The organism is Exiguobacterium sp. UBA3968, from assembly GCF_002385115.1.
In the GTDB taxonomy this organism is placed as follows: Bacteria; Bacillota; Bacilli; order Exiguobacteriales; family Exiguobacteriaceae; genus Exiguobacterium_A.
The window spans coordinates 1,290,266-1,306,354 of record NZ_DGCW01000005.1 but is presented as its reverse complement, the minus strand read 5'-3'; the positions used below and the strand labels follow the sequence as shown (position 1 = coordinate 1,306,354).

Sequence of the window (16,089 nt, the reverse complement as noted above, 5' to 3'; positions counted from 1 at the left end):
GATTAGTAGGGTGGTACCGCGAGTTCAGCCAAGCTCGTCCCTATCTCAGGGATGAGCTTGGCTTTTTTTGTACTTTTAAAGCGAAAGGTGAGAGATGGTCAGATGGATTACAAAGAAACCTTATTGATGATGAAAACGGAGTTTTTAATGCGAGGCAACTTGCCAAAACGTGAGCCGGATATGCAAGCACGATGGGAAGAGATGAATCTCTATGCTGCGGTCCAAGAAAAGAATGCTGGAAAACCGACGTTCATTCTTCACGATGGTCCTCCTTATGCGAACGGTGACATCCACATGGGTCACGGATTAAACAAAGTCTTAAAAGACATCATCGTCCGTTACAAATCGATGAATGGCTTCCAGTCCCCTTACGTACCAGGTTGGGACACACATGGCTTGCCTATCGAGACAGCACTTCAAAAAGCAGGTGTTGACCGCAAATCGATGACGGTCGCGGAATTCCGTGAGTTATGTGCGAAATATGCGCTCGAACAAGTCGATCACCAACGTGATCAATTCAAACGTCTCGGTGTTCTCGGTGACTATGACAATCCATATATCACGCTTCAACCAGAATTTGAAGCAGCTCAAATTCGTTTGTTCGGGGATATGGCGAACAAAGGCTATATCTATAAAGGGAAAAAGCCGGTCTATTGGTCACCGTCTTCTGAATCAGCACTAGCTGAAGCAGAAATCGAATATCAAGACAAACGGTCAGCTGCGATCTATGTCGCATTCCAAGTCATGGATGGAAAAAACATCCTTGAGCCGACGGATCATTTCGTCATCTGGACGACCACTCCATGGACGATCCCAGCGAACCTTGGAATCTCTGTCAGTGCGGAATTGACGTATGCGCGGATCGAGTATCAAGGAAAAGGATATATCGTAGCGGAAACACTTGTTCCAGAAGTCATCGAAGCGCTCGGATGGGAAGACGCGACAATTGGACGTGTCTTCAACGGTGCGGACTTCGAGTACGTGAAAGCGAAACATCCGCTTTATGACCGTGAATCACTCGTCATGCTTGGCGACCACGTTACAGCTGAAGCGACGGGTGTCGTTCATACAGCTCCAGGACACGGGGAAGATGACTTCCGTATTGGTCAAGCATACGGGCTTGACGTTCTCTGCCCAGTTGACGATAAAGGTGTCATGACGGCAGAAGCTCCTGGATTCGAAGGCATGTTCTATGAAGATGCGAACAAAGAAATCGGTCTCGCACTCGAAGAAGCAGGCGCTCTCTTAAAACTGTCATTCATCAAACACTCGTATCCACACGACTGGCGGACGAAAAAACCGGTCATCTTCCGGGCAACGCCACAGTGGTTCGCTTCAATCAAAGACTTCCGTGCAGAAATCCTTGATGAGATCAAAGGCGTCCAATGGGTACCAGAGTGGGGTGAAACACGTCTCCACAACATGTTCAAAGACCGCGGCGACTGGGTCATCTCCCGTCAACGTGCTTGGGGCGTTCCACTTCCAATCTTCTACGCTGAAGATGGAACGGAAATCGTCACACCAGAAACGATTGATCATATCGCGAATCTATTTGCAACTCACGGATCAAATGTCTGGTATGAGCGCGAAGCAGTCGACTTGCTTCCTGAAGGATTCACACATCCAGCAAGTCCGAACGGTATCTTCAAAAAAGAAACGGACATCATGGATGTCTGGTTCGATTCTGGTTCATCACATGCCGGTGTCCTTGCGACACGTCCTGAATTGACGCGTCCAGCGGATCTCTATCTTGAAGGTTCTGACCAATACCGCGGTTGGTTTAACTCGTCGCTATCGACAGCCGTCGCAACGACTGGGAAAGCACCATACAAAGCGGTCGTCAGTCACGGATTCGTTCTGGATGGTCAAGGTCGCAAGATGTCGAAATCGATTGGTAACACGATTGCACCAATCCAAGTCATGCAACAATTCGGAGCAGAGATCCTTCGTTTGTGGGTGGCATCTGTCGATTATCAAGCTGATGTTCGGGCATCGATGGATAACTTCAAACAAGTCTCAGAATCATATCGTAAAATCCGGAACACGGTTCGTTTCCTTCTCGGAAACTTGGATCAATTCGATCCTGCGACGCACCGAGTCGCATTTGAAGACTTACCAGAGTCAGACCGTTTCATGCGTACGAAACTGGACCAACTTGTTGGAAAAGTAAAAGCGGCTTATGATGCGTACGACTTCATGTCGGTCTATCAATTGCTCCACAACTTCTGTGTCCTTGATTTGTCGTCGTTCTACCTCGATTACACGAAAGATATCCTGTATATCGAAAAAGCAGACGCGACATCGCGTCGTGCGGTTCAGACGGTCATGTATGATACAGTCGTCGCCTTGTTGCAATTGATGGCACCTGTCTTGCCACACACGGCAGACGAAGCATGGGAATTCGTACCAGCTGTTGAGACGAAGAGTATCTTCTTGACGGACCTTCCAGAAACGGTCGAAGTCTCAGAAGAAGGACTTGCTCTCATCGAGAAATGGAACGCGTTCCTGACATTCCGTGATGATGTCTTAAAAGCACTCGAGGAAGCACGCGTCGAGAAACTCGTCGGTAAGACACTTGAAGCAAAACTCTTGCTTGCACCGAAGGAAGAAACAAAAGCATTGCTTAAAACGATTGATCATCTTGAGCAGTTGCTCCAAGTCTCACAACTCGAATTCGTGGATACAACGGATAAGATGTATGAGACGACCGGTATTACAGTTCAAAAAGCTGACGGTGAAAAATGTGAACGTTGTTGGACATATTCGACAGAACTCGGACAAGATCCGGCTCATCCGACGCTTTGCCCACGTTGTACTGAAGTCGTCAATTCTTTATAATGATACAAAGGGAGGGGCGACTGCGACTTCGCAGGACGTCCCTCATTATTTTTGGATGCGGAGGACAATAGGATGTGGCTTTACTTAGGGATTGCTGCTTTACTCGTTGGAATCGACCAGTTGACGAAATGGATCGTCGTTCAAAATATGACGATCGGTCAAGCGATCACAGTCATTCCGGATTTCTTTTATCTCAACTCGTATCGGAACCGTGGCGCTGCATGGGGAATGCTCGAAGGTAAATTCGGCTTCTTCTTCTTCGTCACGATTATCGTCGTCATTGGATTGATTTACTTCCTCTACAAGGAAGGCACGAAAAATAAGGTATTTGCTTGGAGTATCTCGCTACTACTTAGTGGTGCGATCGGAAATTTCATTGATCGAATGGTTCGAGGAGAAGTCGTTGATTTCTTCCACTTCTTCCCGTTCGGCTATAATTTCCCGATCTTTAATGTCGCAGACGTCTGTTTGACGTTTGGTGTCATCACGATGCTGATTAGCGTCATGTTCGAAGAACGGTTGACTAAGAAAGGAACGATGGATAAATGAATGAAGTAGAAACATGGTCTGTACAAGCGGATGGAGCGACAGGGCGCATTGATAAGTGGCTCGCAGATCAAAATGAATGGTCGCGTTCGCAAGTACAGGAATGGTTAAAAGCGGGACGCGTCGAAGTCGATGGTCGTGTCGTTAAACCAAACTATAAATTATCGGGAACAGAATCGATTGCCGTTCATATCCCGGAAGCGGTAGAACTTGAGATTTTACCAGAAGATATCCCGCTTGAGGTCGTCTACGAGGACTCAGATGTCATTGTCGTCAACAAACCAAAAGGAATGGTCGTCCACCCAGCGGCAGGTCATGTCTCAGGGACCCTCGTCAATGCCTTATTACATCATTGTCAAGATCTCTCGGGCATTAATGGTGTCAAACGTCCAGGAATCGTTCACCGAATCGATAAGGACACGTCTGGTCTGTTGATGGTTGCTAAGAACGACTTAGCGCATGAATCACTCGCGCATCAGTTGAAAGAGAAAACGACGGAACGTCTCTACATTGCGCTCGTACACGGTGAGATTCCGCACGAGCTCGGAACGATTGAAGCACCGATCGGACGCGATAAGAACGATCGTCAACGGATGACGGTAACGGATAAGAATTCAAAAACTGCCGTAACCCATTTCCGTGTTCTCGATCGGTACGAAGGGTTTACAGTCGTGGAATGTAAACTCGAAACAGGGCGAACACACCAAATCCGTGTCCACATGCGTTATATCGGTTTCCCGCTTGCCGGTGACCCGAAATATGGTCCACGTAAGACGATGAAAATGAATGGTCAAGCCTTGCATGCTGCGGTTCTCGGCTTCGAACATCCACGGACAGGCGAATGGATGCGTTTTGAAGCACCACTCCCAGAAGAGATGACATTCGAGATTGGTCAACTGAAAAAACTTGAATTAGAGTCTTGACGTTTTTCTAATAAAACGGTAGAGTATCACCTAGAGAGCGATGCGAGACATCCTCTACTGACACTTCGGTCGTCCGAGCGATGATCCTACCAAACTAGTATCACCTTTAATCGAGTCCGGAGAGGCTGCGAAAGGGAGAACCTACCACAAACGTGCGTAGGCATGCATACAAGACGTATGCCATGATTCTGTCTTCGATGACCTTCTGCGGATTTCCGCAGAAGGTCTTTTGTATGAAAGGAGAAACTATGAAACCAGCCGTCATCTTAGATGAAGCCGCGATTGGACGCGCACTGACACGGATCGCCCATGAAATCATCGAACGTAACAAAGGCATTGCTGATTTAATGATCGTCGGAATCAAGACGCGTGGTGAGACACTCGCGCGCCGCCTTGCGAAGCGGATCGAACAGATCGAAGGAAAGCCGGTCTTACTCGGTGTCGTCGACATCTCAATGTACCGAGATGACTTGTCAAAGCGAAGTTTAGAGCCAGAAATAAAAGGATCTGATCTACCGGAAGACATCACCGGAAAAATCGTCGTCCTCGTTGACGATGTGCTCTACACAGGACGCACCGTCCGTGCCGCGATGGACGCACTCGTCGACCACGGAAGACCGAGTATGATTCAACTCGCTGTCCTCGTCGATCGTGGGCATCGAGAGTTACCGATCCGTCCAGATTTCATCGGCAAGAACGTTCCGACGTCACGTGACGAGCAAGTCGTCGTCGCGCTCGCTGAAGTCGACGAAGCCGATCAAGTATTCATTAAACGCTAAAAATCAAAACCTTTAAGGTGGTCCAGAGAGACCAGAAAGGGAGTCATCCATATGGCAAAACATGCCGCAGTACTTGATGTACAAGAAGTACCTACTCACCCTCTAAATTGGCTGATGCTCAGCCTACAACACGTCTTCGCGATGTTTGGTGCGACCGTGCTCGTCCCACTCTTAACGGGACTCAACACATCGGTTGCACTCGTCGCAAGCGGAGTCGGCACACTGATTTTCCTCGCCGTCACTCGCTTCAAAGTACCCACATATCTTGGTTCTAGTTTTGCCTACATCGCCCCGATCATCGCCGTCAGTGAACGGTGGGGTGTCGAGGACGCCTTAATCGGCGGAATGGTAGCTGGACTCGTCTACGGACTTGTCTCACTTCTCATCCGTTACACGGGGGCTGCTTGGTTGCTTCGCTTACTCCCGCCTGTTGTCATCGGTCCGGTCATCATGGTTATCGGGTTATCGCTTGCCCCGACCGCTGTCAACATGGCGATGAACGGAGCGGACGGTAAGTACAACGGACTTTACTTCCTCGTCGCGATGGTCACGCTCGGTGTCACACTTCTCGCAATGACGTATTTAAAAGGAATGTGGAGCACGATTCCGATCCTGTTCGGAATCACGGTCGGTTATCTCGTTGCGGCATCGGTCGGAATCATTGACTTCAAACCACTTCAACAGGCAACGTTCTTCCACGTGCCGGACTTCACGATTCCGTTCTTGAATTACACACCATCATGGAATACAGCTGCCTTGCTTCTGATCGTTCCCGTGACGCTCGTCACACTGACGGAGCACATCGGCGAACAAAAAGTGACATCACGGATCATCGGGCGCGAGACGCTCCTTGATCCAGGGATGCACCGGACAGTACTTGGCGACGGAATCGCGAAGACAGTCGCTTCGATGCTTGGTGGACCACCGGTTACGACGTACGGTGAGAACAACGGCGTCATGTCAATCACACGGGTCTACAGTGTCTTCGTCCTAGGTGGGGCAGCGGTTCTTGCTATCAGCTTCGGATTCCTCGGATATGTCGAAGGATTCATCAAGACGATTCCTACACCAGTCATGGGTGGCATCAGTATTCTCTTATTCGGAGTCATCGCGTCAAACGGTCTCCGGACACTGACGGAAAGTAAGATCGACCTTGCTGATAAACGGAACTTGACGATCACAGCTGTCATTCTTGTCACGGGAATCGGAGGGGCCGCCTTGAAAATCGGGAACTTCTCCCTCGAAGGTATGGCACTGGCGACGATTCTTGGGATCATCCTGAATCTGATCCTTCCGAAAACGACGGAACAGGTCGAAGAAACAGCTGAAACAACGGAAAACTCTACAACTCAATCTGTAGCGAACAACTTTTAAGACGTTCCGAGAGAACGATAAAGTGAAGGCCATGAAAAGATGCAGGGACTCCTCTGTCTTCTTTCGGCGCACCTTCACTTAGAAGGTGCGCCTTTTTCATGACCTGAAGGAGTGAAATACATGAAAACGATCTTGCAAACCCGACATTTCGTCAATTTAGAAAGCTTATCCATAACGGAGATCAATTCGTTGATTGAACGTAGTCTCGCTTTTAAACAAGGCGAACCGGCACCAGACTTTTCCGACAAGACACTCGTCAATCTGTTTTTTGAAAACTCGACGCGGACACGCTCTTCCTTTGAAATGGCAGAGCATCGCTTGAACATGCATCTACTGCCGTTTGAAACAGCGACGTCATCCGTGCAAAAAGGGGAGACGTTACACGATACGTGCAAAACACTCGAAGCGATTGGCGCCGATGGATTGGTCATTCGTCACGGTGACACCGGTTATTATGAAGAATTGATTCAGACACTCGATATTCCGATCATCAATGCAGGAGACGGGAGCGGACAGCATCCATCGCAGTCCTTGCTTGATTTGATGACGATGGTCGAGACGTTTGGAACGATTGTAGGAAAAGTAGTCGTCATCTGTGGGGATTTACAACATAGTCGTGTCGCTCGGTCGAATGCCGATATCTTAAAACGACTTGGCGCTATCGTCTATGGATCAGGGCCACGCGAATGGTATGACGAAGCGATGGGAATACCGTATCTTTCAATGGACGAAGCAGTTGAACAGTGTGACATCTTGATGTTGCTTCGAGTCCAGCACGAACGGCATGACGGAACGACACGGTTTGATCCAGATGTCTATCACGTCACACATGGATTGACGCATGAGCGGATGAATCGACTGAAACCTTCAGCGATCGTCCTACATCCGGCACCGGTCAATCGCGGAGTCGAGATTGCCGACGAACTCGTCGAACACCCGCAATCGCGGATTTTTGAACAGATGAAAAATGGTGTCTTTGCGCGAATGGCGATTCTGGAATGGTGCTTTTCGATGAAAACAATCAAAGGAGACGATGCAGATGACAACACGAATTGAAAATGCGAGATGGTACGAGGCTGGACAAGTTCGAACAGGGGATATTCGAATCGAAGCTGGAAAAATCACGGACTTAGCAGCAATACCGCAAGTTGGGGAAACGGTCATCGATGCTTCCGGATTATTCGTTGCACCAGGATTCGTCGACATCCATGTCCACCTGCGGGAACCGGGCGGCGAACATAAGGAGACAATTGCGACAGGTACGGCAGCTGCGGCAGCTGGTGGATTTACGACGATTTGTCCGATGCCGAATACGCGTCCCGTACCGGACGATCGTCAAACACTTGATGCATTGTTCCAAAAGATTGAAGAGACGGCATCTGTCCGGGTTTTGCCTTACGCGGCGATTTCAAAAAATCAACTCGGACAAGAACTCGTCGCGTTCGATCAATTAACGGATGCCGTGGCATTCACGGATGATGGTGTCGGGGTCCAGACGGCAGCCGTCATGCGAACGGCAATGCAACAAGCAGCACGGCTCGGGAAGACGATTGTTGCCCACTGCGAAGATGATTCGTTAAAAGCAGGATGTGTGCACGAAGGAAACTACAGTCGACGGGAAGGTTTGCAAGGTATTCCATCGCTTGCTGAGAGTATCCACATCGCACGTGATGTCCTGATTGCAGAAGAAACCGGCTGTCATTATCACGTCTGTCATGTCTCGACGAAAGAATCCGTTCGCGTCATTCGTGACGCCAAACGAGCAGGGATCCGAGTGACAGCAGAAGTCACACCGCACCATCTTGTATTGATCGATGAAGACATATCGAATCAGGATCCGAACTTTAAAATGAATCCACCACTGCGGAGTGAGGCAGATCGCCAAGCATTGCTCGAAGGATTAGCAGACGGAACGATTGATTGCATCGCAACGGATCACGCTCCTCATGCAGCAGAAGAGAAGGCACTCGGTATCGAACGCGCCCCGTTTGGCATCACAGGATTCGAGACAGCATTCCCGCTCCTCTATACGAAGCTTGTCGCTGAAGGCAAGATGACACTTGAGACACTGATTCGGAATTTGACGGACAAGGCAGCAGCGATTTTTGAACTACCTTACGGCAAACTCGAAGTGGGGGCGGAAGCAGACTTAGTCCTGCTTGATCTAGAGACGGAGCGGACGGTTTCACCGGAACGGTTCCGTTCAAAAGGTAAGAACACACCGTTCGCAGGAGAACGGTTAAAAGGATTCCCGGTCATGACGTTCGTCAAGGGAGAAATCGTATTCAAGGAGGACATAGCACATGCGTAAACGGACACTGGTGTTAGAGGATGGTATGACGTTTGAAGGAACGGCGTTTGGATCGGACACGACAACAACAGGAGAGGTCGTCTTCCAAACCGGAATGACTGGTTATCAAGAGATGCTATCGGATCCATCTTACTGTGATCAGATGATCGTGCTGACGAATCCGTTAATCGGCAATTACGGAGTCAATCGAGAAGACTATGAAACGACGCGTCCACTCGCTAAAGCATTGATTGTCCGCGAACATTGCCAAACACCGTCGAACTTCCGCAGTGAGATGTCGCTCGATGCAGCTCTTCGAGATCTTGATATTCCAGGATTAAGTGGAATCGATACGCGACAGTTAACACGACATATCCGCTCGAAAGGCGTCATGCGCGGCCGACTCGTTGATGGAGAGTTCGACCTAGAAGAGGAATTAAGCCACCTGCAAGATGCACCAATCGAGACGGATCAAGTCAAACGTGCTTCAACGGAACGGGCGTATATCATCCCAGGAGCTGGACCACGAATCGTTCTCGTCGACTTCGGAGCGAAGCTCGGAATCGTCCGCGAACTTGTCAAACGCGGCTGTGAAGTTGTCGTCGTACCATACGACGTGAGTGCAACGGAAGTCTTACGCTATCGTCCAGACGGTGTGATGCTGTCGAACGGACCAGGGAACCCAAAGGATGTCCCGACAGCGATTCCGCTGATTCAAGAATTAACAGGGAAAGTCGTCATCTTCGGAATTTGTCTTGGGCACCAGTTGATTGCACTAGCACATGGCGCGGATACGTTCAAACTGCCATTCGGTCACCGGGGTGCGAATCATCCCGTCCAAGATATCCGGACAGGTCGCGTCGACATCACGTCGCAAAACCATGGATATGCCGTCGATGAACAATCATTGCAACATACAGTGCTTGAAGTAACGCATCTCGCAATCAACGATGGAACGGTCGAAGGCATCCGTCATACGTCAGCATCCGTCTTCTCCGTCCAGTATCATCCGGAAGCATCACCCGGTCCAATGGATGCGAACGGTCTATTCCAACAGTTTTTAGAAGAAATCACGAAACAACAGGAGGTCTCTCATGCCTAAACGTCAAGATATCCAGAAGATTCTCGTTATCGGGTCCGGTCCAATCGTAATCGGACAAGCCGCTGAATTCGACTACGCAGGAACACAAGCGTGTCAAGCCTTAAAGGAAGAAGGATATGAAGTCATCCTCGTCAACTCGAATCCAGCGACAATCATGACAGATCCAACAGTTGCTGATCGTGTCTACATCGAGCCTCTTCAAGCAGAGTTCGTTTCGCGGATCATCCGGAAGGAACGACCAGACGCCTTACTTGCGACACTTGGCGGTCAGACGGGTCTGAACTTGGCTGTTGAACTAGATCGTCTTGGTGTCCTAGCTGAATACAATGTCGAGTTGCTCGGAACGAAATTATCAGCAATCGAAGAGGCAGAAGATCGTGATTTGTTCCGTCAACTGATGTTTAGACGCGGACATGGCGTACCGGATAGTGAAATCGTGCATTCGCTCGAAGAAGCACAACAATTCCGACAACAGATTGGTCTACCAATCATCATCCGTCCAGCATATACACTCGGAGGAACGGGTGGTGGAATCGCTCATACACCGGAAGAGTTCACGCGAATCGTCGAAGGGGGACTCAAGGCAAGTCCGGCAACACAAGTACTCCTTGAAAAATCAATTGCTGGGATGAAAGAGGTCGAATTTGAAGTCATGCGTGATGCAACGAACCAAGCCATCATCGTCTGTGCGATGGAAAACTTCGATCCGGTCGGTGTTCATACCGGAGACTCGATCGTCTTTGCTCCGACGCAAACGTTATCGGATCGCGATTATCAACTGCTACGTAACGTCTCGCTCGATATCATTCGCGCACTCGGTATCGAAGGTGGATGTAACATCCAGTTCGCGCTGGATCCGACGAGCTTTGACTACTATGTCATCGAAGTCAATCCACGTGTTTCCCGCTCGTCCGCACTTGCTTCAAAAGCGACCGGTTATCCGATCGCAAAACTTGCTGCAAAGATTGCCGTCGGGTATGCCTTATCTGAATTAAAGAACCCGATCACCGAGACGAGCTTTGCTTCGTTCGAACCGGCACTCGATTATGTTGTCGCCAAAATTCCGCGCTGGCCGTTCGATAAATTCGAAACGGCAGATCGGACGCTCGGGACACAGATGAAGGCGACCGGTGAGGTTATGGCAATGGGGCGGACGATGGAAGAGGCATTACTGAAAGCCGTTCGTTCGCTTGAAATCGGTACAGCGGATTTGTACATGCCACGCTTCATCGAAATGGCAGATGATGCTTTGCAACAAGCGATTCGCCAGGCGACAGATGATCGACTTTTCGCCTTATACGCTGGTTTTGTCCGCGGCTATAGCGTCGAACAGATTCATGCTTGGACGGCAATTGATCGCTTATTCCTCGAAAAGCTACAGCACATTTGGCAACTTGAGCAATCGGTCGCTACCGGTTTGACACCTGAACTGCTACTTCATGTGAAGCGGTATGGATTCAGTGACCCAATGCTCGCCCGGATCACAGGACAAACGGAAACAGAGATTCGCCGGATGCGTGAAGCGCAAGCGATTCATCCTGTGTATAAAATGGTCGATACGTGTGCGGCAGAGTTCGCTTCTGATACACCGTACTACTATGGAACATACGAACGCGAAAATGAGGCAATCGCGACGAATCGTTCTTCGATCCTCGTCTTAGGATCGGGTCCGATCCGGATTGGTCAAGGAGTCGAGTTCGACTATGCGACAGTCCATTCGATTCAAGCGATTCGTCAAGCTGGCTATGAAGCAATTATCGTCAACAACAATCCGGAAACCGTGTCGACCGACTTCTCGATTTCCGATCGACTCTACTTTGAACCATTAACGACGGAGGATGTCCTCGAAGTCATCCGAAATGAACGTCCGCTCGGTGTCATCGTCCAGTTCGGTGGACAGACAGCAATCAACTTAGCTGAGTCATTAGCAGCAGAAGGTGTAAAAATCCTCGGGACATCGCTTGAGGATTTAGACCGGGCAGAGGACAGAAAACAGTTCGAAGCAGCGTTGACGGCGCTCGACATTCCACAGCCACCAGGTAAAACGGCCGTCACAGTCGAAGAAGCGGTCACGGCAGCAGCGTCACTCGGTTACCCGGTCCTCGTTCGTCCATCGTATGTCCTCGGCGGTCGGGCAATGGAAATCGTCTATGCACAAGAAGAACTGGAACATTACATGAAACACGCGGTCATCGCCTCACCGGAACGACCGGTCCTCGTCGACCGTTACCTGACAGGAATCGAACTCGAAGTCGACGCGATCTGTGATGGAACAGATGTCGTCATTCCAGGCATCATGGAGCATATCGAACGTGCCGGTGTTCACTCAGGTGACTCGATTGGAGTTTATCCGCCACAACGTGTCTCCCAAGACATCAAGAACCGGATCGTCGACTACACGACACGAATCGCCAAAGCATTCGGCATCAAAGGATTGCTCAACATCCAGTTCGTCTATGCGGACGGCGCACTCTATGTTCTTGAAGTCAATCCGCGTGCCAGCCGGACGGTGCCATTCATCTCGAAAGTGACGGGACTTCCGGTCGCGCGGCTCGCGACGGACATCATTCTCGGTGAAACGCTCGCTTCTTACGGGTTAACAAGTGGTGTCCTACCGGAAGAATCGCTCGTCTCGGTCAAAGTACCGGTCTTCTCGTTTGCGAAGCTTAAAGAAGTCGACCCGACGCTCGGACCGGAAATGAAATCGACCGGAGAAGTCATCGGAACAGACCGAACACTTGAAAAAGCACTCTACAAAGGATTGCTTGCTTCAGGGATGGCGATTCCAGAACACGGTCGTGTTCTCTTGACGGTCGCAGACCCGGACAAAGCAGAAATGACGGATCTCGCACGACGCTTTGCCTCACTTGGATTCACGTTGCTTGCGACGGAAGGAACGGCAGCGTACTTGACGGAGCAAGGGTTACCGGTTCAGACGGTCGGTAAAATCGACTCGTCTTCCGAATCGATGCTCGACGTGATTGAAAAAGGGGAGATCGAGTATGTCATCAATACGATGAGTCGCGACTCACAAGTCACGAAAGACGGCTTCATCATTCGCCGGGCAGCAGCGGAGAATCAAGTCGTTTGTCTAACATCACTCGATACGGCGGAAGCGATTCTACGCGTCATCGAGAGTCGCTCGTTCGAAGCGAGTGCGATTCAAGCCTTCACACACGAAAAGAAAGTGGTGATCCAATGAAGCAACTCTTGACGGTCGTCTCTCGACGAACGGTAGCTCAAGGCGCGACAGAACTCGTCTGTCGCCTCGAGCAACCGCAGGACATTGCGCCGGGGCGATTCATGCATCTACGCGTCGGTCCACTCTTACGCCGACCGATCTCGATTGCTCGGGTCGATCGTGATCTGATTACGTTTCTCTTTAAAGAAATCGGACAAGGGACAGCAGAACTAGCTTCCTTGCGTCCCGACGACAAAATCGATGCCCTCGGACCACTCGGAAACGGTTTTCCGATCGAGGCCATCAACCGAGATCAACGGGTCGTTCTCGTTGGTGGAGGGATTGGGGTACCGCCGCTGTATGAGACGATGCGCCAACTTGTCGCGCGTGGTGTGACGTGTGAAGCGATTCTAGGATTTGATACGGCAACGAGTGTCTTTTACGAAGCGGAATTCCAAGCGCTTGGTAAGACGACGGTCACGACGGTTGATGGAACGCATGGAATGAAAGGGTTCGTTACGGTTGCCTTACATCCGGAAAGCTATGATGTGTTACTCGCTTGCGGACCAGAGCCGATGTTGCGGTCACTCCAGCAACAACCGATTGAGCATAAGTATCTCTCCATCGAAAATCGAATGGGGTGTGGCATCGGTGCTTGTTTTGCCTGTGTCTGTAAAACACCAACAGGAGGGTACGTCAAGACTTGTTCCGATGGTCCAGTCTTTCGGGCAGAGGAGGTCGTATTATGATGGAACGATTACGTGTCGAGTTGCCGGGACTTTCCTTGAAAAACCCGATCATGCCGGCATCTGGATGTTTTGGATTCGGTGAGGAATACGCGAAGTTATATGATCTATCAGAGCTTGGGGCAATCATGATCAAAGCAGCGACGGGCGAAGAACGTTACGGAAATCCGACGCCGCGTGTCGCGGAGAGTGGAATGGGGATGTTGAATGCAATCGGTCTCCAAAATCCGGGTGTCGATGGTATCTTAACGAAAAAACTACCGTTCCTTGAGACGTTTGATACAGCAATCATTGCGAATGTCGCCGGATCGACACCAGAAGAGTATGAGCTTGTCGCAGAAAAAATGAGCCGTCACCCTGGCATTCATGCATTGGAATTAAATATCTCCTGTCCGAACGTCAAATCAGGTGGAATCCAGTTCGGAACGGATCCGTTGCTTGCCGCTGAATTAACGCGTCGAGTCAAACAGGTCTCGACCAAACCGGTTTACGTTAAGCTTTCACCGAATGTCACTTCAATCGTCGAGATGGCACGTGCCGTCGAAGCAGCAGGTGCAGACGGGCTGACGATGATCAACACACTCGTTGGGATGCGAATCGATGTCCGAACGGGACAGCCAATCCTTGCCAACCGGATTGGTGGATTATCCGGTCCATCCATCAAGCCAGTCGCGATTCGGATGATTCATGATGTCGCACAAGCTGTCTCGATTCCTATTATCGGGATGGGTGGCGTGATGGAAGTCGATGACGTCTTAGAAATGATATACGCTGGGGCTTCCGCTGTTGCCGTCGGTACCGCAAACTTCGTCAATCCATACATCTGTCAAGAATTAATCCAGCAGTTACCGGATCGCATGGATGAACTCGGCATCGACCATATTTTAGACATCAGGGGGAAAGCATATGAATCAACTTTACATCGCGCTTGATTTTCCGACCGAAGCAGAAGCGTTTTCGTTCCTCGAACAGTTCGAAGAGACACGACCAGCCGTAAAAGTTGGGATGGAATTATTTTATGCTGCAGGGGGATCGTTCGTCCAAAAACTCGTCGAGCGTGGGCACGCTGTATTCCTCGATGTCAAAGTCCATGACATTCCAGAGACGGCGCGCCGGACGATGCGCATCATCGGGCAATTAGGTGTTGAATTGACGAACGTCCATGTTGCCGGTGGGAAAGAGATGATGATCGCAGCGCGAGAAGGACTTCGTGAAACGAATGCTAAGACACAACTAATCGGCGTGACGCAGTTGACATCGACGGATGAAGCGATGTTACGCGACTTAAAGGTTGAAGGAGCGATGCCAGCAGTCGTTCGTGAGTATGCGCAACTGGCAGAAGCAGCCGGACTAGATGGTATCGTCTGTTCGGCGCTCGATCTTCCTGAACTAATCGAAGTTTGCCGAACGGACTTCCGTTTTGTCACACCAGGTATTCGTCCTTCTAGTAATGAAGCAGATGATCAAAAGCGAGTCGCGACCGTTCTTGGTGCGCGTCGAAATGGAGCGACGGATTTAGTAATTGGTCGCCCGATTACACGTGCCAAACAACCAGAACAGGTCTATCAGGCGTTACTCGAAGAATGGAAGGGGCAATTATCATGTTAAATCCAATTGCAAATGCATTACTCCGTATCAAAGCCGTCACGTTATCTCCAAACGATCCGTATACGTGGGCGAGTGGGCTCCGTTCTCCGATCTATTGCGATAATCGGTTGACACTTTCGTACCCAAAAGTCCGCTCTTTGATTGCCGATGCCCTCGCTGAGAAAGTGAAGGATTTAGGAATCGAAGTCGTTGCCGGAACAGCGACAGCAGGTATTCCTCACGCGGCATTCGTCGCGGAACGATTAGGGTTACCGATGGTCTACGTGCGTAGTGGCAGTAAGAAACACGGGAAAGGTAATCAAATCGAAGGTGTTATTCAACCAGGCCAACGCGTCGTCGTCATCGAAGACTTATTATCAACGGGGATGTCTGCGATCGAGGCAGCGGAAGCACTCCAAGCAAAGGGAGCGAACGTCATTCGGATTCAAGCGATTTTCTCTTACGGGATGGAACGCTTGAAGAACAATCTCCGAGACGCGAAGATTGACGCGGATGCATTACTGACGTTCGAAGCGTTACTCGAAACGGCACAACAACAAGGGGATATCACGGTAGAAGAACAGGAACAATTGGCAGATTGGTCGAAGGACCCAGTTGCTTGGAGCGAACGTTTTACCGCAAACGTGTAAAAACAGATAGATTCCGTCGGACGACCTACGATTTCTAGTGCATGATTTGGTACACTATAGAAATAAAGGAGGT

At 50.0% G+C, this 16,089-nt stretch carries 13 protein-coding genes and 1 other annotated feature (1 of these 14 running past the window's edge); all 13 genes read left to right on the top strand.

Annotated elements, in window-relative coordinates; translation table 11 throughout:
- Positions 1–45 (top strand) — a binding site (T-box leader); it begins 196 nt to the left of the window's first position.
- 57 nt (positions 46–102) lie between these two features.
- Positions 103–2,838, top strand: coding sequence for an isoleucine--tRNA ligase (gene ileS / locus B3S86_RS08595; protein WP_035406825.1), 2,736 nt, complete (start codon positions 103–105; stop codon positions 2,836–2,838).
- Between the two features lie 72 nt (positions 2,839–2,910).
- Positions 2,911–3,387 carry a signal peptidase II gene (lspA, locus tag B3S86_RS08590; protein WP_056062334.1) on the top strand — a complete coding sequence of 159 codons (477 nt, stop codon included), beginning with the start codon at positions 2,911–2,913 and terminating at the stop codon, positions 3,385–3,387.
- Positions 3,384–4,307 carry an RluA family pseudouridine synthase gene (locus B3S86_RS08585; RefSeq protein ID WP_290751524.1) on the top strand — a complete coding sequence of 308 codons (924 nt, stop codon included), beginning with the start codon at positions 3,384–3,386 and terminating at the stop codon, positions 4,305–4,307. The genes lspA and B3S86_RS08585 overlap by 4 nt, the downstream gene beginning before the upstream one ends.
- Before the next feature lie 248 nt (positions 4,308–4,555).
- A complete protein-coding gene (gene pyrR / locus B3S86_RS08580) occupies positions 4,556–5,086 on the top strand; it encodes a bifunctional pyr operon transcriptional regulator/uracil phosphoribosyltransferase PyrR (RefSeq protein WP_035409506.1) in 531 nt (176 codons plus the stop codon).
- Between the two features lie 51 nt (positions 5,087–5,137).
- On the top strand, positions 5,138–6,460 hold the full coding sequence (locus B3S86_RS08575; protein WP_056062331.1) for a uracil-xanthine permease family protein: 1,323 nt from the start codon (positions 5,138–5,140) through the stop codon (positions 6,458–6,460).
- A 120-nt stretch (positions 6,461–6,580) separates the two neighbouring features.
- Complete coding sequence (locus tag B3S86_RS08570) at positions 6,581–7,516, top strand: aspartate carbamoyltransferase catalytic subunit (protein WP_035406837.1); 936 nt, start codon at positions 6,581–6,583, stop codon at positions 7,514–7,516.
- A complete protein-coding gene (locus tag B3S86_RS08565; protein WP_290751517.1) occupies positions 7,500–8,771 on the top strand; it encodes a dihydroorotase in 1,272 nt (423 codons plus the stop codon). The genes B3S86_RS08570 and B3S86_RS08565 overlap by 17 nt, the downstream gene beginning before the upstream one ends.
- On the top strand, positions 8,764–9,852 hold the full coding sequence (locus tag B3S86_RS08560) for a carbamoyl phosphate synthase small subunit (protein WP_056062324.1): 1,089 nt from the start codon (positions 8,764–8,766) through the stop codon (positions 9,850–9,852). Before B3S86_RS08565 ends, B3S86_RS08560 begins: the two co-directional genes overlap by 8 nt.
- A complete protein-coding gene (gene carB / locus B3S86_RS08555) occupies positions 9,845–13,054 on the top strand; it encodes a carbamoyl-phosphate synthase large subunit (protein WP_290751507.1) in 3,210 nt (1,069 codons plus the stop codon). The genes B3S86_RS08560 and carB overlap by 8 nt, the downstream gene beginning before the upstream one ends.
- Entirely contained in the window at positions 13,051–13,782 is a 732-nt protein-coding gene (locus tag B3S86_RS08550) for a dihydroorotate dehydrogenase (RefSeq protein ID WP_035406850.1), read from the top strand. Before carB ends, B3S86_RS08550 begins: the two co-directional genes overlap by 4 nt.
- The gene (locus tag B3S86_RS08545; protein WP_056062795.1) at positions 13,782–14,711 is read left to right on the top strand and encodes a dihydroorotate dehydrogenase; all 930 of its coding nucleotides are present in this window, start codon (positions 13,782–13,784) and stop codon (positions 14,709–14,711) included. Before B3S86_RS08550 ends, B3S86_RS08545 begins: the two co-directional genes overlap by 1 nt.
- Positions 14,686–15,387, top strand: a complete 702-nt coding sequence (pyrF, locus tag B3S86_RS08540; RefSeq protein ID WP_290751502.1) for an orotidine-5'-phosphate decarboxylase — start codon at positions 14,686–14,688, stop codon at positions 15,385–15,387. The genes B3S86_RS08545 and pyrF overlap by 26 nt, the downstream gene beginning before the upstream one ends.
- On the top strand, positions 15,381–16,016 hold the full coding sequence (pyrE, locus tag B3S86_RS08535; RefSeq protein ID WP_290751499.1) for an orotate phosphoribosyltransferase: 636 nt from the start codon (positions 15,381–15,383) through the stop codon (positions 16,014–16,016). The genes pyrF and pyrE overlap by 7 nt, the downstream gene beginning before the upstream one ends.
- The last annotated feature ends 73 nt before the right edge of the window (positions 16,017–16,089 follow it).

Bases quoted from the DNA above. Each gene is read 5' to 3' on its own strand.
- ileS (WP_035406825.1), top strand. From the start codon at position 103: ATGGATTACAAAGAAACCTTATTGATGATGAAAACGGAGTTTTTAATG.
- lspA (WP_056062334.1), top strand. From the start codon at position 2,911: ATGTGGCTTTACTTAGGGATTGCTGCTTTACTCGTTGGAATCGACCAG.
- B3S86_RS08585 (WP_290751524.1), top strand. From the start codon at position 3,384: ATGAATGAAGTAGAAACATGGTCTGTACAAGCGGATGGAGCGACAGGG.
- pyrR (WP_035409506.1), top strand. From the start codon at position 4,556: ATGAAACCAGCCGTCATCTTAGATGAAGCCGCGATTGGACGCGCACTG.
- B3S86_RS08575 (WP_056062331.1), top strand. From the start codon at position 5,138: ATGGCAAAACATGCCGCAGTACTTGATGTACAAGAAGTACCTACTCAC.
- B3S86_RS08570 (WP_035406837.1), top strand. From the start codon at position 6,581: ATGAAAACGATCTTGCAAACCCGACATTTCGTCAATTTAGAAAGCTTA.
- B3S86_RS08565 (WP_290751517.1), top strand. From the start codon at position 7,500: ATGACAACACGAATTGAAAATGCGAGATGGTACGAGGCTGGACAAGTT.
- B3S86_RS08560 (WP_056062324.1), top strand. From the start codon at position 8,764: ATGCGTAAACGGACACTGGTGTTAGAGGATGGTATGACGTTTGAAGGA.
- carB (WP_290751507.1), top strand. From the start codon at position 9,845: ATGCCTAAACGTCAAGATATCCAGAAGATTCTCGTTATCGGGTCCGGT.
- B3S86_RS08550 (WP_035406850.1), top strand. From the start codon at position 13,051: ATGAAGCAACTCTTGACGGTCGTCTCTCGACGAACGGTAGCTCAAGGC.
- B3S86_RS08545 (WP_056062795.1), top strand. From the start codon at position 13,782: ATGGAACGATTACGTGTCGAGTTGCCGGGACTTTCCTTGAAAAACCCG.
- pyrF (WP_290751502.1), top strand. From the start codon at position 14,686: ATGAATCAACTTTACATCGCGCTTGATTTTCCGACCGAAGCAGAAGCG.
- pyrE (WP_290751499.1), top strand. From the start codon at position 15,381: ATGTTAAATCCAATTGCAAATGCATTACTCCGTATCAAAGCCGTCACG.